This is a genomic window from Yoonia sp. TsM2_T14_4 (genome assembly GCF_049602355.1).
In the GTDB taxonomy this organism is placed as follows: domain Bacteria; phylum Pseudomonadota; class Alphaproteobacteria; order Rhodobacterales; family Rhodobacteraceae; genus Yoonia; species Yoonia vestfoldensis_A.
This window is the reverse complement of sequence record NZ_CP187137.1, coordinates 981,627-1,000,429: the sequence shown is the minus strand read 5'-3', so window position 1 is coordinate 1,000,429 and position 18,803 is coordinate 981,627. Positions and strand designations below refer to the sequence as shown.

22 protein-coding genes are annotated in these 18,803 nt (G+C 63.6%); 5 read left to right on the top strand and 17 right to left on the bottom strand.

Features of this window, described 5'->3' with window-relative positions:
• Nucleotides 1–159: 159 nt before the first annotated feature.
• The 5 genes from ACPF9B_RS04880 (at nucleotide 160) to ACPF9B_RS04860 (ending at nucleotide 5,368) form a co-directional block, all read left to right on the top strand.
• Entirely contained in the window at nucleotides 160–1,089 is a 930-nt protein-coding gene (locus ACPF9B_RS04880) for a class I fructose-bisphosphate aldolase (RefSeq protein WP_424179624.1), read from the top strand.
• An 88-nt stretch (nucleotides 1,090–1,177) separates the two neighbouring features.
• Nucleotides 1,178–1,477, top strand: coding sequence for an FtsB family cell division protein (locus ACPF9B_RS04875; RefSeq protein ID WP_040482812.1), 300 nt, complete (start codon nucleotides 1,178–1,180; stop codon nucleotides 1,475–1,477).
• A 180-nt stretch (nucleotides 1,478–1,657) separates the two neighbouring features.
• Entirely contained in the window at nucleotides 1,658–2,668 is a 1,011-nt protein-coding gene (gene pdhA / locus ACPF9B_RS04870) for a pyruvate dehydrogenase (acetyl-transferring) E1 component subunit alpha (protein WP_040483151.1), read from the top strand.
• Nucleotides 2,669–2,671: 3 nt separating this feature from the next.
• On the top strand, nucleotides 2,672–4,045 hold the full coding sequence (locus tag ACPF9B_RS04865) for a pyruvate dehydrogenase complex E1 component subunit beta (protein WP_424179622.1): 1,374 nt from the start codon (nucleotides 2,672–2,674) through the stop codon (nucleotides 4,043–4,045).
• 12 nt (nucleotides 4,046–4,057) lie between these two features.
• Nucleotides 4,058–5,368, top strand: a complete 1,311-nt coding sequence (locus ACPF9B_RS04860; protein ID WP_424179620.1) for a pyruvate dehydrogenase complex dihydrolipoamide acetyltransferase — start codon at nucleotides 4,058–4,060, stop codon at nucleotides 5,366–5,368.
• A 55-nt stretch (nucleotides 5,369–5,423) separates the two neighbouring features.
• Here the strand turns inward: ACPF9B_RS04860 and cysE are convergent, their stop codons facing one another.
• From cysE to ACPF9B_RS04775, 17 genes are all read right to left on the bottom strand, one after another.
• Nucleotides 5,424–6,233 (bottom strand): serine O-acetyltransferase, encoded by an 810-nt coding sequence (cysE, locus tag ACPF9B_RS04855; protein WP_040482813.1) that lies wholly within the window; start codon nucleotides 6,231–6,233, stop codon nucleotides 5,424–5,426.
• Between the two features lie 16 nt (nucleotides 6,234–6,249).
• The gene (locus ACPF9B_RS04850) at nucleotides 6,250–6,582 is read right to left on the bottom strand and encodes a hypothetical protein (RefSeq protein ID WP_007205082.1); all 333 of its coding nucleotides are present in this window, start codon (nucleotides 6,580–6,582) and stop codon (nucleotides 6,250–6,252) included.
• Complete coding sequence (locus tag ACPF9B_RS04845) at nucleotides 6,579–10,442, bottom strand: baseplate multidomain protein megatron (RefSeq protein ID WP_424179617.1); 3,864 nt, start codon at nucleotides 10,440–10,442, stop codon at nucleotides 6,579–6,581. Before ACPF9B_RS04845 ends, ACPF9B_RS04850 begins: the two co-directional genes overlap by 4 nt.
• A gap of 1 nt (nucleotide 10,443) precedes the next feature.
• Entirely contained in the window at nucleotides 10,444–10,878 is a 435-nt protein-coding gene (locus ACPF9B_RS04840) for an NlpC/P60 family protein (protein WP_424179615.1), read from the bottom strand.
• On the bottom strand, nucleotides 10,875–11,756 hold the full coding sequence (locus ACPF9B_RS04835) for a DUF2163 domain-containing protein (protein ID WP_424179613.1): 882 nt from the start codon (nucleotides 11,754–11,756) through the stop codon (nucleotides 10,875–10,877). Before ACPF9B_RS04835 ends, ACPF9B_RS04840 begins: the two co-directional genes overlap by 4 nt.
• A complete protein-coding gene (locus ACPF9B_RS04830; RefSeq protein WP_424179611.1) occupies nucleotides 11,753–12,382 on the bottom strand; it encodes a phage distal tail protein, Rcc01695 family in 630 nt (209 codons plus the stop codon). Before ACPF9B_RS04830 ends, ACPF9B_RS04835 begins: the two co-directional genes overlap by 4 nt.
• A gap of 10 nt (nucleotides 12,383–12,392) precedes the next feature.
• Nucleotides 12,393–13,052 (bottom strand): phage tail tape measure protein, encoded by a 660-nt coding sequence (locus tag ACPF9B_RS04825; RefSeq protein ID WP_424179609.1) that lies wholly within the window; start codon nucleotides 13,050–13,052, stop codon nucleotides 12,393–12,395.
• Nucleotides 13,045–13,248, bottom strand: coding sequence for a rcc01693 family protein (locus ACPF9B_RS04820; RefSeq protein WP_424179607.1), 204 nt, complete (start codon nucleotides 13,246–13,248; stop codon nucleotides 13,045–13,047). The genes ACPF9B_RS04825 and ACPF9B_RS04820 overlap by 8 nt, the downstream gene beginning before the upstream one ends.
• Nucleotides 13,245–13,559, bottom strand: a complete 315-nt coding sequence (locus ACPF9B_RS04815) for a gene transfer agent family protein (RefSeq protein ID WP_424179605.1) — start codon at nucleotides 13,557–13,559, stop codon at nucleotides 13,245–13,247. The genes ACPF9B_RS04820 and ACPF9B_RS04815 overlap by 4 nt, the downstream gene beginning before the upstream one ends.
• Nucleotides 13,559–13,975, bottom strand: coding sequence for a phage major tail protein, TP901-1 family (locus ACPF9B_RS04810; protein WP_213394636.1), 417 nt, complete (start codon nucleotides 13,973–13,975; stop codon nucleotides 13,559–13,561). Before ACPF9B_RS04810 ends, ACPF9B_RS04815 begins: the two co-directional genes overlap by 1 nt.
• 24 nt (nucleotides 13,976–13,999) lie before the next feature.
• On the bottom strand, nucleotides 14,000–14,413 hold the full coding sequence (locus ACPF9B_RS04805) for a DUF3168 domain-containing protein (RefSeq protein WP_424179603.1): 414 nt from the start codon (nucleotides 14,411–14,413) through the stop codon (nucleotides 14,000–14,002).
• On the bottom strand, nucleotides 14,410–14,748 hold the full coding sequence (locus ACPF9B_RS04800; protein ID WP_213394638.1) for a phage head closure protein: 339 nt from the start codon (nucleotides 14,746–14,748) through the stop codon (nucleotides 14,410–14,412). The genes ACPF9B_RS04805 and ACPF9B_RS04800 overlap by 4 nt, the downstream gene beginning before the upstream one ends.
• Nucleotides 14,745–15,332, bottom strand: a complete 588-nt coding sequence (locus tag ACPF9B_RS04795; RefSeq protein ID WP_007205093.1) for a head-tail connector protein — start codon at nucleotides 15,330–15,332, stop codon at nucleotides 14,745–14,747. Before ACPF9B_RS04795 ends, ACPF9B_RS04800 begins: the two co-directional genes overlap by 4 nt.
• Nucleotides 15,333–15,486: 154 nt before the next feature.
• Nucleotides 15,487–16,665, bottom strand: a complete 1,179-nt coding sequence (locus ACPF9B_RS04790) for a phage major capsid protein (protein WP_007205094.1) — start codon at nucleotides 16,663–16,665, stop codon at nucleotides 15,487–15,489.
• Nucleotides 16,666–16,689: 24 nt separating this feature from the next.
• Nucleotides 16,690–17,220, bottom strand: a complete 531-nt coding sequence (locus ACPF9B_RS04785) for an HK97 family phage prohead protease (RefSeq protein WP_424179600.1) — start codon at nucleotides 17,218–17,220, stop codon at nucleotides 16,690–16,692.
• Nucleotides 17,217–17,423, bottom strand: coding sequence for a hypothetical protein (locus ACPF9B_RS04780; protein ID WP_007205096.1), 207 nt, complete (start codon nucleotides 17,421–17,423; stop codon nucleotides 17,217–17,219). Before ACPF9B_RS04780 ends, ACPF9B_RS04785 begins: the two co-directional genes overlap by 4 nt.
• Nucleotides 17,416–18,591 carry a phage portal protein gene (locus ACPF9B_RS04775; RefSeq protein ID WP_424179598.1) on the bottom strand — a complete coding sequence of 392 codons (1,176 nt, stop codon included), beginning with the start codon at nucleotides 18,589–18,591 and terminating at the stop codon, nucleotides 17,416–17,418. Before ACPF9B_RS04775 ends, ACPF9B_RS04780 begins: the two co-directional genes overlap by 8 nt.
• Nucleotides 18,592–18,803: the final 212 nt, after the last annotated feature.

Here is an 18,803-nt window from a genome sequence, read left to right as displayed (position 1 = left end):
CGCGGGGTAAACCCCGCCTTACGCCCCTAGGTCGGGGCCATCCCCGACCCCCGGCTGCCGTTTGCGATAACATCCCACCCGTTCGCGCTAACATATTTGCAACCTGCGCCGCGCCGTCCTAACCCTTGCGCAACCACCGCTGCCAAAAGGGCCAAGCACATGAAAACCACCCGCGCTGTCCAGAAAATCCTCGGCCATTACGAAGGCGAAACCCCCGGCGTCAAAGCCAACCTTGCCCGGATGTTGATGACCGGCAAACTGGGCGGCACCGGCAAGATGATCATCCTGCCTGTCGATCAGGGGTTCGAACACGGGCCTGCGCGGTCCTTTGCGCCCAATCCCGCCGCCTACGACCCGCATTACCATTACCAGCTGGCGATTGATGCCGGGCTGAACGCCTATGCAGCACCTTTGGGGATGATCGAGGCAGGGGCGGATACTTTCGCAGGCCAGATCCCCACGATCCTCAAGGTCAATTCCGCCAATTCCCTGATCCCCGACGCCGCGCCCAAAACCCAAGCGATCACCGCATCGGTGGATGACGCGCTGCGGCTGGGCTGTTCGGCCATCGGGTTCACGATCTACCCCGGATCATCGGCCGCATTGGACATGTTCAGCGATATCGCCGCCATGCGCGCCGAGGCTGCGGCCAAAGGCATCGCCACCGTGATCTGGTCCTATCCACGCGGCGAGGATTTGGACAAAGACGGCGAAACCGCGATTGATATCGCCGCCTATGCCGCCCAGATCGCGGCGCTGCTGGGGGCGCATATCATCAAGATCAAACTCTCGACCGACCATCTGTCCCTGCCAGAGGCGAAAAAGGTCTATCAGGACAAAGGTATCGACATCGCCACACAGGCCGCGCGCGTGCGCCATTGCATGCAGGCCGCGTTCAACGGGCGCCGGATCACGGTGTTTTCGGGCGGTGCCGCCAAAGGTGCCGATGCGGTCTATGACGATGCACGCGCGATCCGCGATGGCGGCGGCAACGGGTCGATCATCGGGCGCAATTCGTTCCAGCGCGACCGCGCCGATGCGCTGGAGATGCTGGGCAAACTGGTCGATATCTATCGCGGACGTGACTGATCGCGCGCATTTTAGGGATTCCCTTTGCGAATCAGATATGCGATTCTGATGGCAGTCGCCCGCCAGAGGCGACAGCAGAGGATCGCAGATGTTCAGACGCAGCCGGCCGGCCATTGGGGCGACTTTATACTTTCTCGGGATGATCGTGCTGGGTCTGTATTTCACCTTTGCCGCCGTGCAAGGCGATTATGGCCTGTTCAAACGTGTCGAAGTCCGCGCCGAATCTGCAGCCCTGCGCCTCGAACTGGCCGGTTTACAGGCCGAGGTCGCGCGGATGGAAAACCTGACCACGCGCTTGTCGGATAATTTTCTGGACCTTGATCTGCTGGATGAACAGGCGCGCCATCTGTTGGGCCTGATCCGCGCCGATGAAATCGTGATCCGCTGATCCCATCGCCAGAGGATAAATATCCTCGCCGAAGGCCCGGCGCAGCCGGTCAGCCAGCCTTGCACCAGATGCAGACCTGCCCCGTGCCGTTGCGTCATATTCATGGTGGCAATCCCGTTCCAGATGCTCTAAAAGATAGTTTAATACTAAACTATATACCAAACCGCTGGAGGAATGCCGATGCCGCCAAAACAGGCCGCCGCGAAATCCAATGTCTCAGCCGAAGAATTGCTGGGCCATTACCGTGAAATGCTGCTGATCCGGCGGTTCGAGGAAAAGGCAGGCCAGCTTTATGGCATGGGCCTGATCGGCGGCTTTTGCCACCTTTACATCGGACAGGAAGCCGTCGTTGTAGGGCTGGAAGCTGCGGCCGGTGAAGGCGACAAGCGCGTCACATCCTACCGCGACCATGGCCATATGCTGGCCTGCGGCATGGACCCAAAAGGGATCATGGCCGAATTGACCGGGCGCGAGGGCGGCTTTTCCAAGGGCAAGGGCGGTTCGATGCATATGTTCTCGAAAGAGAAACATTTTTACGGCGGGCATGGCATTGTGGGCGCGCAGGTGCCTCTTGGTGCGGGTCTGGCGTTTTCGGATAAATACAAAGGCAATGACCGCGTCACATTCGCCTATTTCGGGGATGGGGCTGCAAACCAGGGGCAGGTTTATGAAACCTACAACATGGCGCAGCTGTGGGATTTGCCGGTGATTTTCGTGATTGAAAACAACGGCTATGCGATGGGCACCTCCGTCGTGCGGTCAACCAAATCGCCAAGCCTGTGGGAACGCGGTGCCGCTTATGGCATCAAGGGCGAAGAAGTGGACGGCATGAATGTGCTGGCTGTCAAGGAAGCGGGCGAAAGGGCTGTTGCCCACTGCCGTTCAGGCAAGGGGCCTTATATTCTTGAGGTCAAGACCTACCGCTATCGCGGCCATTCGATGTCTGATCCCGCCAAATACCGCACCCGCGACGAAGTGCAGAAAATGCGCGACGAACGCGACCCGATCGAACAGGTCCGCGATATGCTGCTGACCGGCAAACACGCGACCGATGATGACCTCAAGGCCATCGACAAGGAAATCAAGGCCATCGTCAACGATGCCGCCGAGTTTTCCAAAGAAAGCCCGGAGCCGCATCTCGACGAGCTTTGGACCGACATCTACGCCACAGAAATCCCGCAGGAGGCTTGACGCATGGCAATTGAAATTCTGATGCCCGCCCTGTCGCCGACGATGGAAGAAGGCACTTTGGCCAAATGGCTGGTCAAGGAAGGCGACAAAGTGTCCTCCGGTGACATTCTGGCCGAAATCGAAACCGACAAGGCCACGATGGAATTCGAGGCCGTGGACGAAGGTGTGATCGGCAAGATCCTGATCGCTGAGGGCACCGAGGGCGTCAAGGTCAACACCGCCATCGCCGTGCTGGTCGAAGAGGGCGAAAGTGCGGACGAGGTTCCGGGGCAAGCCCGCGACGCGGCCGCCCCGGCCCCCGCGCCGGGGCCTCAAGCATCCACCAAGACCCCCGCAGTCGCCAAACCCGCAGCCCCCGTGGCCGATGTCAGCCCCGATTGGCCCGCCGATGTCGCGATGAAACCAACCACGGTCCGCGAAGCCTTGCGCGATGCGATGGCCGAAGAAATGCGCCGCGACGCGGATGTGTTCCTGATGGGCGAAGAAGTGGCCGAATATCAGGGTGCCTATAAGATCAGTCAGGGCCTGCTGGACGAGTTCGGCGCCAAACGCGTGATCGACACGCCGATCACCGAACACGGCTTTGCCGGCATCGCCACCGGTGCGGCATTCGGCGGGCTCAAGCCCATCGTCGAATTCATGACCTTCAACTTTGCCATGCAGGCGATCGACCACATCATCAACTCTGCCGCCAAGACGCTTTATATGTCGGGTGGGCAGATGGGCGCACCGATGGTGTTTCGCGGTCCCAACGGCGCCGCTGCCCGCGTGGGTGCGCAGCACAGCCAGGATTATACCGCCTGGTACATGCAGATCCCCGGTCTCAAGGTCGTGGCCCCCTATTCCGCTGCCGATGCCAAGGGACTGCTCAAATCCGCGATCCGCGACCCCAATCCGGTGATCTTTCTGGAAAACGAAATCATGTACGGCAAATCCTTTGACGTGCCGGTCATGGATGATTTCACCATTCCCTTCGGCAAGGCGAAAATCGAACGCGCCGGCACTGATGTGACCATCGTCAGCTTTAGCATCGGCATGACCTATGCGCTGCAAGCGGCCGAAAAACTGGCCGCAGAAGGGATCAGCGCCGAGGTGATCAATCTGCGCTCGATCCGCCCGATGGATACCGAAACCATCCTGGCGTCCGTGCGCAAGACCAACCGCTGCGTCACCGTCGAAGAAGGCTGGCCGCAAGGCAGCGTCGGCAGCTACATCAGTTCGGTGATCATGCAGCAGGCATTCGATTATCTGGATGCACCCGTGATCAATTGCACCGGCAAGGATGTGCCGATGCCCTATGCCGCCAACCTTGAAAAACACGCCTTGCTGACCGTCGATGAAGTCGTCGCCGCCTGCAAGCAAGTGACCTACCGCTAAGGAGACAATGCGATGCCTACAGAAATTCTGATGCCCGCCCTGTCGCCCACGATGGAGGAAGGCACGCTGGCCAAATGGCATGTCAAGGAAGGCGACAAAGTGTCGTCAGGTGACATTCTGGCCGAAATCGAAACCGACAAGGCCACGATGGAATTCGAGGCCGTGGACGAAGGGATCATGGGCAAGATCATGATCGCTGAGGGCACCGAAGGCGTCAAAGTCAACGACGTGATCGCCGTGCTGTTGGAAGAGGGTGAATCAGCCGGTGGTATCAGCAAGGTCCCGGGTCAAGCCCGGGACGCGTCGGCGAAGAAAGCTGACGCCCCGGCCCCCGCGCCGGGGCCTCGCGCCGCAGCCGCCGCACCCGCCGTAGCCCCCGCCAAGGACAGCAGCCGCGTTTTCGCCTCCCCCCTCGCCCGCCGCATCGCGGCTGAAAAGGGTCTCGATCTGGCAGGTGTCAGCGGCTCCGGCCCGCATGGCCGGATCGTCAAGGCCGATGTGCAAACTGCCAAGGCCGGTGCCACGCCCGCCCCCACCACGGCAGCGGCCCCCAAGGCCGAAGCCCCCAAAGCCGCCACCACCATGGCAACTGGCCCCAGCACCGACGCCGTTATCAAGATGTATGACGGCCGTCCCTACACCGAGGTCAAGCTTGACGGGATGCGCAAAACCATCGCCGCCCGTCTGACCGAAGCCAAGCAATCAGTGCCGCATTTTTATCTGCGTCGCGATATCAACCTCGATGCGCTGATGGCTTTTCGTGGTCAGCTCAACGCCCAGCTTGAAGGGCGCGGCGTCAAACTGTCGGTCAATGATTTCATCATCAAAGCCTGCGCGCTGGCGCTGCAACAGGTGCCTGACGCCAATGCCGTCTGGGCCGGTGACCGCACGCTGAAGTTCGCGAAATCCGATGTGGCCGTGGCCGTCGCCATCGAAGGCGGGCTGTTCACCCCCGTCCTGCGCGATGCGGAAATGAAGTCGCTTTCGGCGCTGTCCGCAGAAATGAAAGACTTGGCCACCCGCGCGCGCGACCGCAAACTCGCCCCGCAGGAATACCAAGGCGGCAGTTTCGCGATCTCGAACCTTGGCATGTTCGGCATCGACAATTTCGACGCGATCATCAATCCGCCACATGCCGCGATCCTCGCCGTGGGTGCAGGCGTCAAAAAGCCTATCGTGGGCAAGGATGGCGCATTGGCTGTGGCGACGATCATGTCTGTCACCCTGTCGGTAGATCACCGCGTCATTGATGGCGCCTTGGGTGCGAACCTGCTGGCCGCGATCAAGGACAATCTGGAAAACCCTCTGACCATGCTGGCCTGATTAAGCTGGTCAGAGAAAAACAAAACGCCGGTCCTGTGTGGCCGGCGTTTTGCGTTCAGTGGTCGTGATCGAACAGATGATCCATCGTCACCGAAGGCTGTGAACAGCCTGCCTCGCCCACGATGCGCGCAGGCACGCCCGCCACGGTCTTCATCGGCGGCACATCGTCCAGCACGACGGACCCCGCCGCGATCCGGCTGCAATGGCCGACCTTGATATTGCCCAACACCTTGGCCCCCGCCCCGATCAGCACGCCATTGCCGATCTTGGGGTGGCGGTCGTCATCTTCCTTGCCGGTGCCGCCCAAAGTGACCGAATGCAGCATCGACACATTATCACCGACCACAGCCGTTTCCCCGATCACCACGGAATGAGCATGATCAATCATGATCCCCTTGCCCATACGGGCGGCAGGGTGGATATCGACGCCGAATACCTCGCTCACCCGCATCTGGATGAAATAAGCCATGTCGCGCCGCCCTTGGGTCCACAGGTAATGCCCCAGCCGGTACGCCTGGACCGCCTGAAACCCCTTGAAGAACAGCAAAGGCTGGATCAGCCGGTGGCAGGCCGGATCGCGGTCATAGATCGCAACCAGATCGGCACGCGCGGCCAGCGCCAGCGCGGGATCAGCGGCATAGGCGGCATTGGCGGTTTCGCGCAAAATCTGTTCCGACATCTCCGCCGAGGCCAGTTTCAGCGAAATCCGGTAGCCAAGCGCCGCCGCGAATGTCGTATGGTGCAACACGCCCGCATGGACCAGCCCGCCGATCAGCGGCTCAGAGACGATGGCGTCTTCGGCTTCTTGCCGGATGCGGTGCCAGACTGGGTCAATTTCGGTCAGGGCGGGTTTTGGCTGGCGCATGGCATCGATCCTGTGTTCAAGATGTCCTGTGTAACCCAGATAGGGTGCCATCGCCAATATCAAAGGTGTCATCCATCACATCACCAATCGTGATGGCCACAAAAGCCAGACAGTGCAGATAGTCCCGTGTCAGCACGGCTGGGCGCGGCGCGATTGATACGCGCGACAGCGCCGACATCAGCGTGCCGGTGCCATGATCGGGATGCGCCGTGCCACAGGCTGCATGATGCGCCGCGCCACGCCGTGCCATATCCAGCAGCCGCGCCAAAAGGGCGGCTCTTTCGCAGGCGGGCAGCAGCAGCAAGGCCCGCGTGGCCAGTTCCAGATCGGCCAGTTGCAGCCCCCTCACCCGACGATCCGCGCGGTAAAGGGGCCGGGACCGAACCGGTCGGACACTTGTGCAACTTCGACGCGGTAGGCCGCCCCGCCATGATCGGCGGCAATCAGGCTCGCGGGATAATGCCAAACCGGCGCGTCCAATGTCACGCTGCGGCGGATGATCCCGTCACGGATCACGCGGAGCTGATAACTTTCCACCGCCTCGCCCAACGGCACATCCGCGTCGCCCCAAAGATCGCCGTCAATCCGGCTGCACCTGATCCATGACAGATGCAGCCCGTCCGCCGCCTGCCGCGCGCGCAGATGCGCCACCGGATAGGGCCGCAGCCCGTTGCCTTGGAACGCCGCGACGGTATAGCGGAAACTGGGATCACCCAAGGGCCGCTTGGCCGGGCCATAGCGGAAATGGCGCGCCGCACCGCGCGCAGAGGACGCCAGCACCAGCTGGTCAACACGGGTGTCGAGCACCACAACGCGTGACCCCGCAGGCCACAGATCCGGCATGATCCCGCGACTGCCCGCCTGCCCGCGCAAAAGCCCGCGCAACCGGAACGCACCCGCACCCAAAGGCGTGGCATCACGGAATTGCAGCACTTCCCACGCGTCAGGCGATCCGTCACCGATGGCCAGCAGGTTCGCCCCCGCCAGCACCGCCTGCGCCGTGGCACTGCCCAGCGCGCCGGTCAGCAACCGCACATCAAACCCCGCCTGCCGGTCCCACAACCCCGCCCGCCCGCGCGGCAAGGGCGTCAGCGTCTCGCCCATGCCGGCGGGATCGCGGATAATGTCCTGCAAGGCATAATCGCTGTCCTGCGCGGCACCATAAACCGCCACCGACCCCGGCCAAGGTGCGCCCGCCACCGCCAGATGCGGCGCATGGGGGATTTCATCTCCGCGCAGCAAGGGCAGATCAAGAAACAGCAATTCCACCGGCACGGGGGCGGCAAAGGGTTTCAGCACGGCGGCCTGATCCTCGGACCGGACAGGCTGATAGGTGCTGGCGCTGATCCGCGTGGCGTCAACCAATTGCAGACCCGCATCTTCAATCCGGTCGATGCGGTAATCCCCCGCATGCCCGGGCAGATCGACAGCAACCACATCGCCCGCCCCCACCGCACGCGAGGGCGGCAGCGCGAAGGTGATACTGTCGCGCGCAACCCGCGCCTCTTGCAGCCAGCGTGTCGCGATGGCGCGGCCTTCGGCACGGGTCAGCGCCAAGGGCAATTCATGCCGCGCCACGGCAAGGCTGGTCGCATCGGCATGGGCGGCATCGGCGGCGGCGGGTTCATAATCGCCATCGGCATCCAGATGCAGCACCTGCACGCGCTGTGCGGTCTCTGACGCAGGCGCGCGGGTCAGCGACCATGCCTGATCCTGTTCGGGGTCAAGCGCCAGATCGGCCAATCCCAGCTGCGCGCTGATCCGTGCTGTGCGATTGCGAAAAATCAGCGTGCCACCCTGTTCGACCGCATCAAACCCGTAGGCCAGCATCAAGGGCTGCAAGGCCGCCCGCCCGCTGGCCGCATGATCCAGCAGATAGCCGCGCACGATGCCAAACAGCCGCGAGACATCATAGGCCACAATCCCCGCAGCCTCGCAAATCGCCGCGACAACCGAGGCCAGCGGCAGGTTGGTCGCCCGCCCGCCCAACCAATGCCCGCGCGCATAATTGCCCGCATCGGCCCACAGGGTGCGATTGGCCGGAAAGAACGGATAGGGCCGCGCATCCCATGCCCAGACATGCATCCGGCCTGTATCGACCATCGGCCCACCATAGACGGAGGAGACGGGATTATTGGCAGGGTCGGCATAATGCTGCGTCATCGCGCGCAGATATTGCATCTGCATCAGATCATCGCGCTGGCCGTTAGAATAATGCGGCAGGCCGGATTCCGATGACTTCACATCAAGAAACTTGTTGGGCTGGTTCGCCCCCTTGTCGATGGCGGCACAGCCGTATTCGGTGAACCAGACGGGTTTGGAGCGCGGCACCCAAGCGGTGGGCTGCGCTGCGCGCACACCCCCCACGCGGTCATGATGCGGTTGGCCCCACCAGTTGGCGATATCCTTGTAGCGCCAGATCCACGGCTCGCCCAGACCATCGGTGATGGGTTCGCGACGCTGGGCATCGCGGGCTTCGGGCGTGGGATAGTACCAATCAAAGCCTTCGCCGCCTGCGATATTGCCGCGCAGATAGGCCAGATCATGGATCGCGCCTGCGCCTGCATCGGCATGGGTATCGCCATCGCGCCAATCGGCAAGCGGCATGTAATTGTCGATCCCGATGAAATCCACGTTGGGGTCAGCCCAAAGCGGGTCAAGGTGAAAGATCTTGTCGCCCGTCCCTGCGGGCTGATACCCGTGATATTCCGACCAATCGGCAGCATAGCTGATCTTGCAATCAGGCCCGAGGATCGCGCGCACATCACCGGCCAGCGCGCGCAGGGCCGCCACCGCCGGAAAGCTGCCATCATTGCTGCGCACCTGCGTCAGCCCGCGCATTTCCGAGCCGATACAAAAAGCATCGACCCCGCCCGCCGCCGCACATAGATGCGCGTAATGCAAAATGAACCGCCGGTAGCCGCCATTGGCGGGGCCGGTATAATCGACCCGCGTGCCTTGGACGCTGAAATGCGCAGGTTGCGCTGCGCCCATGAACGCCGCCACCTCGGCCGCCGCTGTCGCTGTGCCATTGCCCGCCGCCGTGATCCGCCCGCGCCATGGCAAGGCGGGCTGGCCGATGTCGCCGGTCCACGGATCGGGCAGATCGTTTCCAGCCAGCTGTTCCATCAGGATGAACGGATAAAACACCGCTGCAATGCCGCGCGCGCGCTGGTCGATGATTGCCTGTACCACCGCCGCATCCGCAGGCGTGCCGCCATAAACCGGCGCGCCTGCGTCAAAGGCCACACGCGGGGCTGTCGCCCGCGTCAGGCCCGACACGCGCCATGGCATCGCCTGTGCATCCACATCGTTCTGTTCGACCTTTGGCAGCACGGTGCAATCGCCACAGCGCAGGTCATCGCCAAACCATGACACCACCAGCACCAAGGATGTGCAGGCAGGCAGATCACCTTGCAACGCATCCATCGCATGGGTGTAATCGGTCTGGCCGGACGGCGCGTTCATATTCACCGCCACCTGTTCGCCAAAACGTGGCGACAGATACACAGGCTGCGTCGCCAGCCCGTATTCGCCGGTGCCCGGGATCAGCGCCACGCCTTGCACGACAGCAGCAAGGCCCCCGTCCAGCCCTGCGCGGATCACCTCGAAGGTCAGTTGCGGAATGCGGTTGCCAAAGCCGCCCAGATCCAGATTCTCGATCACCACATAGGCGGTGCCGCGATAGGTGGGGACATGGCCTGCACCTTCGACGGCCTCCATCTTAGGGTCGGGGAATTGGTCGGCACTGCCGGTATAGACCCGCATGTTCAGATCATCGGGCGCGATTTCCACCCCATCGGCCCAGATCCGGCCCACACGGCTGATCGGCCCTTCGCACAAAGCCAAGGCAAAGCTCGCGCGGTAGCTATAGGTCGTGGTCCTTGGCGCGGCAGGCGCGCCTTTGCCACCGCCGGTCGTGGTGCTGGATTGGGTGAAATGGCTGGCCCAGATCACTTGGCCCCCCACGCGCATGCGGCCATAAACCTGCCCGATATCGCGGCCTTCGGCAGCCCCCGTCAGGCGGAACCGGTCAACGCGGCCGGTGTCCACCGCAGCGCTGCCCGCGCCCAGCAGGCGCTGGTCGATCCGCGCGCCGATCATCGCGCCCGCCGCACGGCCCGCCGCGGCCATCGACAGCCCCATGACGGTGCCACCCACCGAGCCGCCCAGCGCCATGCCCGCCGCCGCAAGAACAATCGTTGCCATATCAGATGATCCTTTGTGCAAAGAGGAAACGCGCCGCGATCCGGCGCGCCCAAGGTGCGCTCAGCGGGCTTTCGACAACGCCATGCCCGCTATAGGCGTGAATGAACGCAGGGGCGGCGCCGGTGACTGACACCAGCCCCAGATGCTTGGCCACCCCGCCCGCGCGCATCCGAAAGAGCAGCACATCACCCGCTGCCAGCGGACCCGTTGCAGGCGGCATATGGCGCAGCGCGGCCTGCCACAGCCGTTCCTGCCCCTGCGGTTCGGACCAATCGGGCGTGTAGGCCGGAACCTGTTCCGGCTCTGCCCCATGCAATTCACGCCAAAGCCCGCGCAACAGGCCCAGACAATCGCAACCGATGCCGCGCGCGGCCCCTTGATGCAGATAGGGCGTGCCGATCCAGCGCCGCGCGGCCAGTACCACGGGGGGCGTCATGGGTTGCGCCGGCTCTGGCCGGTCAGGTTGCTGTCGCTGCGCGGCACGGCAACCAGCCAGTCATCGCCCGGAATATCGGGAAAGCCCTGAAAGTTCAGCAGATTGGCAAATTTCACGCGGCAGGTCACCGCCGCCTTGTCGCAGCCTGCGGTCAGGGTCAACATATCCGCCACGCCAATGCCTGCGCGGATCGGGTCCCACAGCGTAATCTCGCGTACCGCGTTCAACAGCCGGTCGGATTTCACCACCCCCGACAGGCCAGCGGCAGGGCCGGTGGTGACCTGCAATTGCCCCGCCTCAAACCAGCCATCGTTGAACATGACCTGCCCGGCAAAGCGGAACACACGGTTATCCTGCACCGCGACAGGCTGCGCGCTGAACCGGTAGGCCGGATCATCCAGCGCAAAGCGGCAGCGCGCATCGCCCAGCACGGCGGAACATTGCGTCAGATATGACCGCCCCTGCGGCTGGTTCAGCATCTCGGTCAGCCCGCGGAGTTCGGCCTGAAAGCCACCTTTGGCGCGGGTGATCTCGCCCAGGGTGCCCGCGAATTGCAGCGCGCGGTCAGCCAGCGCATCCCAGCGCACCTGCCAGATGCGCACCATGGCCCCGGAATAGCGGCCCGCGGTGATATCGGCCTCGGATATCGCAGCGGACGACAGCGCGCCCAGCGCCTCGGTATTGTTCACCGACAGCCCCGTGGTGCTGGACAAGGCGCGCGCAGACAGACCCGTGTCAGGGGCAAAGCGGATACCGTCAAAGCTCAGCGGCAGATCATGGTCGGTGAACCCCAAGGTCACCCCGTCAAGACGGGTGACGGACCAGCAATGGCAGGTCTGCGTCGCGCCACCTGCCAGATGTGCGGCAAGCCCGGTCATATCCGCACCTCGATCACCGGCACGTCGGGGGCCTCGCCCGCCTGAAAGCGTGACATGGATGTGCGGATCGTATCGGTGGCAAAACGCACCGGCACGTCAAATTCGAACGCCGCCCTGATTTGCGCGCCAATGTCGGGCGGATCGGTGAAACTGACGATGCCGGTCGTGACATCGACGGTATAATCCACCCCCGCCACCATCGTATCACCCCCACGGCTGACGCGGATCGTGCCTGCGACGGGTTTCGTGATGGGGCGGATATAGCTGGTCTCGCCCGAGCGATAGGTCTTGGACAGCTGGAATTGCGTGGTCAGCTCGTCACCCAGACCGATCAACTGGTCCGGCCCTGCGGTATCCTGCGAGGGCAGGCAGGATTTGTAATCCGACCAGTCTTTCCAGCGAAAACCGATCAACTGGCCTTGGCGCGCCTCGAAAAACGCGATCAGCACCGCCAGATCGTCCAGCGCGCTCAGCCCCAGCCCCGCGTCATAACGCCTGCGCGCATGCGCCCAAGGCGTGTTGCGTTCCTCGTATCCATTGGCAAGGGTGACGACCTCGGTGCGCCGTTCCGGCCCACCGGTGGCGCCGAATGACAGGTTGGCGGGAAATCTGATCTCGTGAAACATCGCGTTGTCCTTAGCTGTTGCGCTGGCTGCGCTGCATCGCGCGCGCCATCTGCTGTGCGATCTGCGACTGGCTGCGCTGGAACCCCTGCACATCGGGTGTGGTGATCTGCATGGTGACATGCACGCCACCGCCACCACCGCCGCGCACGCCCAGCCGCCCGTCAGGGCCGCGCGCCAGTGGCATGATCGCCTCTGGCCCCGCCTCGCCCATCAATCCGGTGCCGCCGCGCATCGGGAATGTCGTGGGGCTGGACACGATCCCACCCTTGGCAAAGGGCATCACGCGGCCTTGCGAAAACGGCGCACCATCGGCAAAGGGCATCAGGCCGGAGACCAGGCTGTTCAGCCCCCCTGCCAGCATCCCGCCGAAATGGTCGGTCACAGGTTTCAGCGCGGCATTATAGACCGTGCCAGACATCGACCGGCCCAGACCGGCAAAGACATCCGACAGGGTCTTGCCATCCAGCACCAGCCCATCCAGCGCGCGGCGCAATCCGTTTGAGAACCCCCGTTCGAGATTGCCCAGATCGCGGGTCGTATCGTTCAGCGCGGTTTGCGTGCCGCGCAATTGCGCCTCAAAGGCCGCCGTGACAGCCGACACATCGCCAAGGCTGCGTTCCAGCGCGGAAATATCGCTGTCAAAGGCATCAAGCCGGTCAAGATCATTCATCTTCATCCCCTATTGGATCATCGGGAAAGGCGCGCGCCAGCGCATCCAGCCCCGCGCGCGTCATCGGCGCAGGCCCGGCCTGCGCGCCCAGCATCAATTGCAGTTCCGCAGGCGTCAGCGCCCAAAAGACGGCAGGCGACAGGCGCAAGCTGCAAAGCCCCGCGCGCATCAGCCCTGCCCAGTCCAGCGGTGTCATTGCGGCACCGTGAAGGCCCGCGCCAGCAGGCGCGCCGCCAGCCGCGCCGCACCCAGCGGCCCGCCGGGAAAATCCACCGCCAGCAGATCATCCGCCTGTCCGCGCCAGCCGCCGCCGCGCAGCCCTGCCACGATCACGGCCATCACGTCGCGGCTGGAAAACGCACCACATTCAAACCGCGCCACCAGATCGACCAGCGACCCGGTTTGCAGGGTCGTTTCCAGTTCTGCCAAAGCACCCAGCGTCAGCTTGGCCTCGATCACGCTGTCACCGATGGTGACGGCCACTTCACCCGCGAAAGGATTGGCCATCAGACCAGCGCCACGAATTGCAAGGCCCCGCCCGACGCCAGCGCGATTTCATAGCTCGCCTCGCCGTTATGGCTGCCTGCGTAATCAATGCCGGTGATCTGGAACGCGCCTTGCAGCGTGCCGAAACCGGGGATGATGACCTGAAAATCCGGCATCAGCCCGCCAAAGAAAATCTGGCGCGCGCGCTCGTCCGTGGCGTCATCCTTGAACACGCCCGCGCCGGAAATCGCGGCGGTTTTCACCCCCGCACCGCCCAGCAATTCGCGCCAGCCCCCGGTGCTGTCAAGGCTGGTCACATCCACCGTTTCCGCATTCAGGCTGATCCGCGTCGCGCGCAGGCCGGCCAAGGTTTCAAACTGGCCATCGCCGGTCATGTCGATCTTGATCAGCAGGTCTTTTCCGTTCTGGGCCACCATCGGGGCTCTCCTTTATGATCGGGGTTAAATGTCGTCGGCCACACGGGCGCGAAAGGTCAGGGTAATCTGGCGCATGTTGCCGGTGCTGGTGCGCGCGGCCTTGGCCTTGGTGAAATGCAGGCCGACCAGCGTGCCGCGCGACAGCGTCAATGGCGCATCCAGCAGCGCATCGCAGACAGCGCCGGCCGCGGCCTTGGCACCGGCGAACCCTGCCGCCTCGCTCAGTACATCAATGCTCAGCGCATGCGTGGCGCCTGCGCCGGTCTTGTCGGAGGCATCGCGCACATCCTCGTTGCCCAGCACCACATAAAGCGGCGGCAAGGGACCGGCAGGCACCGCGTCATAGATCGCAGCCCCCACCAGCGTGGCAAGTGCCGGATCAGCACTCAGCCGTGTATAAACCGCTGTCTGCAGCGCGGCCGCGATGGCATAGGTCATGTGGCCACCTCCTCGGTTGCGGTGCAGGTCAGATACAGACCCTTGTCATCAGCCTCGGTCACCGCCGCGATGGCGAACAACCGCGCGCCCAGCCGGAACCTTTGGCCCGGTTGCGGGCGCGATGGCGCACCATGAGGCGCGGCACGCAGGATGATCTGGTAAGGCACGCGCGACAGGCTGGCCGACAGCGCCGCTGCCTCGCGCCCGGTGCCGGGCTTGATTGCGGCCCAGACGCGGCCCAAGCTCTGCCAGTCGCTGGTGAAACCACCCGCGCCATCAGGGGTCTGCACGCGGTGTTCCAGCACCAGCGCGCGGGTCATTTGCGGAATGCTCATGCCCGCCCCCCCAGACGCAGATCGCGGAACCTGTCCACCATGGCGGTGACGCTGGGCGGCAGGGCGGCGATGGCCATATCATGGCGGCTGTCGTAATGATGGGCGGCCAGCATCAGGCTGGCCTGTGCCAGATCGGCAGGCAGGTCCGACCAGTCCGGCCCGAACCCCGCCATCAGCCCGATCCGCACCGACCCATGCGGCGGCACCGGCGGCAACACCCCACCCTTGGCCACCAGCGCAGGGCGCGTCGCATCAGCCACCAGATACCATGTGGCGGGGTCGGTGAGGGTAGCGGCCCCGTCATGGGCCAGCTGCGTGACATGCACGATGGCATTGACCGGCGCGATCGGCAGCAGCTGACGCACCGGATCGCGCCAGGCACGCAGGGTCCAAGTGAAATCGCGGTCAATCAGGATCTTGCCAGTGCGTGCCTCGATCGCGGCCATGGCGGCGCGCAGATGCCGCAACAACAGCCCGTCCTGATCGGCATCATCGACAAAACCCGTGGCAAGGCGCAGATATTCTTTCAGCTGCGCCACCGGCAAAACCGCGTCGGGTACCGGATTTTCTTCGACTAACATCATGGATTTGCTCCGAGTTCATATGGCACAGCTATCCCGGACACAGACCCACCCGGCCATGCTCGGACGGAAGGGGGGGCTGCTAGACATGGCCGCTTGGGCCTGTATCCGGGGGCCGGGCAACGCGCAGTGCTGCGCGCGCCCTATCGGGTCAGGATCAGCTGACCGCGAATTTCAGCAGCTTGATCGCGGCGAAATCGCTGACCGCACCGCCCACGCGCTTGGTGGCATAAAACAGCACATGCGGCTTGGCCGAGAACGGATCGCGCAACACGCGCAGATCGGGGCGTTCGGCCACGGTATAACCCGCCCCGAAATCACCGAACGCGATGGCGGCAGAGCCTGCCGCGATATCGGGCATGTCTTCGGCCACCAGCACCGGATAGCCCATCAGCCGCGCAGGCTCGCCCGCGGCCAGACCGTCGGACCACAAGAAGCGGCCGTCATTGTCCTTGAGCTTGCGGATCGTGCCAGCGGTCTTGGAATTCATCACAAAGCTGGCATTGGCGCGGTACACCGCCCCCAAGGCATAGACGAGGTCCACAATCGGATCACCCGACTGGATGCCACCGGAAACACCCGTGGCCACGAAACCGATATTGCCCCATTCCCAGATCTCGTTTTCGACCTGTGGATAGGTCAGCATCCCCTTGGGCTTGTCGATCCCGTCGCCGTTGATAAACGCCGCCGCTTCCGAGCGCGCGAATTTATCCGCGATCCGGCCTGCCAACCAGCCTTCGATGTCAAAGGCACTGTCATCCAGCAGCCGCTGCGACGCCTTGGGCAGCGCCGAAAGTTCATGCAGCGCAATGCTGATCCGGTCGATCTGCGGTGTAGTGGTTTCCGCCATGCTGCCCGTCTCGGTCGCCCAGCCAGCGCCCATTTCGGTGTGATCGACCAGCACATCGTAAGATGTGGCATCCACCGTCACAACGCTGGCCACAGCCCGCAAGGATGCGGTCGAGGACAAGGTGCTTTTGATCGTCTCGGCGGTCTGGGGGTCCACCAGATAGCCACCATCGGCGGCCATCACCGATGACAGCGCCTTGCCGTCCAGATCCAGCCCGCGCAGCGCGTCATCATCGCCCGAGCGCAGATAGGCGGCAAAGGCCTTTTGATGCGGTGCATCCGGCACAGCCCCTGTCGTCAACGCGCTGCGGGCGGTCATCATCGTCTTGCGATCCAGCTTGTTCATGCGGTCATCCTGTTTTTGAAGTTTGGCCTGCAGGCCGTTGGTAAAGTTGGTGAAATCCGCCAGAAATCCGGCGATGGCTTCGGTCAGGTCAGGCGCGGACAGATCTTCTGCGATCCGGGCCTTGGGCACGGGTGTGGTCATGGGGTTTTCCTTTGGCGGTCGGGGTTAAAGCGGGGGCAGCAGGTGGCGCGCCTGCGCAAAAGCACGCGCAAGACGGTCCAGATCATCGGTGTCGCGGGCCTGCGCCTTGGCAGTGACACGGGCCTCGGGCAGCATCGGAAAGGTGACCAAGGACACTTCCCACAGGTCCAGTTCCGACAGGCGGCGCGCGCCGCTGGCGTCTTTATGCGCGCGCAGCGTGCGATAGCCGATCGACAGCCCGTCGATGGCGCCCGCCGCGATCAGGCTTGCGGCCTCGCGGGCGCGGGCGATGTCGGTCAGCAGACGGCCCCGGACCCAGAGGCCCTTGGCATCCTCGACCACCTCGTCCCAGACGCCGATGGGCTGGGCCGGATCATGCTGCCAGAGCATCTTGATCCGGCGTCCCTTGGACAGGCTGATGCGATAGGCACCGGCCTCGACGATATCGCCCCCCTGATCGGTTGCGCCGAACAAGGATGCATAGCCGCTGATCACCTGCCCGTCGGTAACGGTCACGGCCTGCGGGCCGGTGCAGAATTTATGTTCCAAACTCATGATATGGCTCCAGTGATTGCCTTGACGATCTCGATAACCAGCAGACCGGCGCAGCCGCAGACCACGATCCAGACCTGCCATGCCAGCCGCGCGATGATGCTTTCGATCCGGCCAAGGCGCAGATCGACCTGCGCGAACCAGAAATCCGATGCAGGCGGCGGCGGGCGGCGCTGGCCGCGCAGGGCGATCACCTTGTCATCCATGCTGGCCGACCTCCTGCGCGGGCAGGCCCAACAGGCGACGCTTTTCCGCATCACTGAGGAAACTGGCCGCCCCCACCCGCGCCCAGAGGCTGTCACGTTCATGCGACAGCGCGGCGATCTGGTCGCTATCGGGGCGGATTTCGATGCGCTGGCCGGAAAAATCCGACAGCCAGTCGGCAATGACCGATGCCACGCGGGTCGCCAAAGGCAGCACCGTCAGACGGTAAAAGGCGCGGTTGGCCTCTTGATAATTGGCATAGGTCGCATCACCGGGAATCCCCAGCAGCATCGGCGGCACGCCAAAGGCGATGGCAATCTCGCGCGCGGCGGCCTCCTTGGTTTTCTGAAATTCCATGTCAGAGGGCGAAAACCCCATCGGTTTCCAGTCCAGCCCCCCTTCCAGCAGCATCGGCCGGCCTGCGTTGCGCGCGCCCTGATGCTGGCTTTCCATTTCACTGACCAGCCGGTCGTATTGATCACTGGTCAGCGCAGATTGACCATCCGCACCACGATAGACAATCGCGCCCGAAGGCCGTGCCGCGTTGTCAAGCAAGGCCTTGGACCAGCGCGAAGCGGCATTATGCACGTCGATGGCCGCGGCACAGGCCTGCAAAGGCGAAAACCCGTAATGATCATCTTGCGGATGAAAGGATTTGACATGGCAGATCGGGCTGTGATCCTCGGTGACGGCAAAGCGGTGCTTGCGGCCATCGACACTATATTCATACCCCTTGGGCCAGCCATCCGGCCCCGGGATCACGGCCATCCGGTCCGAGCGCAGAACATGGATCTCGGCCGGCAGGCGATCCACCGCCACCGCCTCAAGATAGCCGTTGCCGGTCAGCAGCAACTGCCCGAACAAGGCTTCGAGCAATTCTGCACGGCCCTGTGCGCCATTGGGACGCGCCAGTAGCGCCTGCACCGGATGGCGGTCATAGCGGTGGTCGTCATCCTGCACCACCAGCGGGATCGCTGCGGCCGCCTCGGCAATCAGGCGCACCGCACGAAAGCCGACCGGATTGCCCAGAAACCCTGTCCGGGTCAACGACACGACATCGCGCGGCGACCAGGCCACCCGCCCCGCCCCCTGCAGCGCGACGACACGGCCCGTGGCCGAGGTCTTGACCTGCGGTGCAGCGGGCGGTTTGCGATTCAGGAAATCAAACATGGCTTCTCCTCGAAACGATCATTGCGGCGTTGAAAGGACTTTAGCGCACAGGGCTGAGGATGCGGTTACGGCACCGTGCGCGCCCGCACGCAACACCTGCCCGGGCTGCACCGGCTGCAACGGCAGGAGCGCTCCGCGCGGGAGTATTGAAGGAAAAGAGAAGTCGAAAGAAAAAGCCGGGGCCCGCTGTTGATGCCCCGGCTTCTTATTTC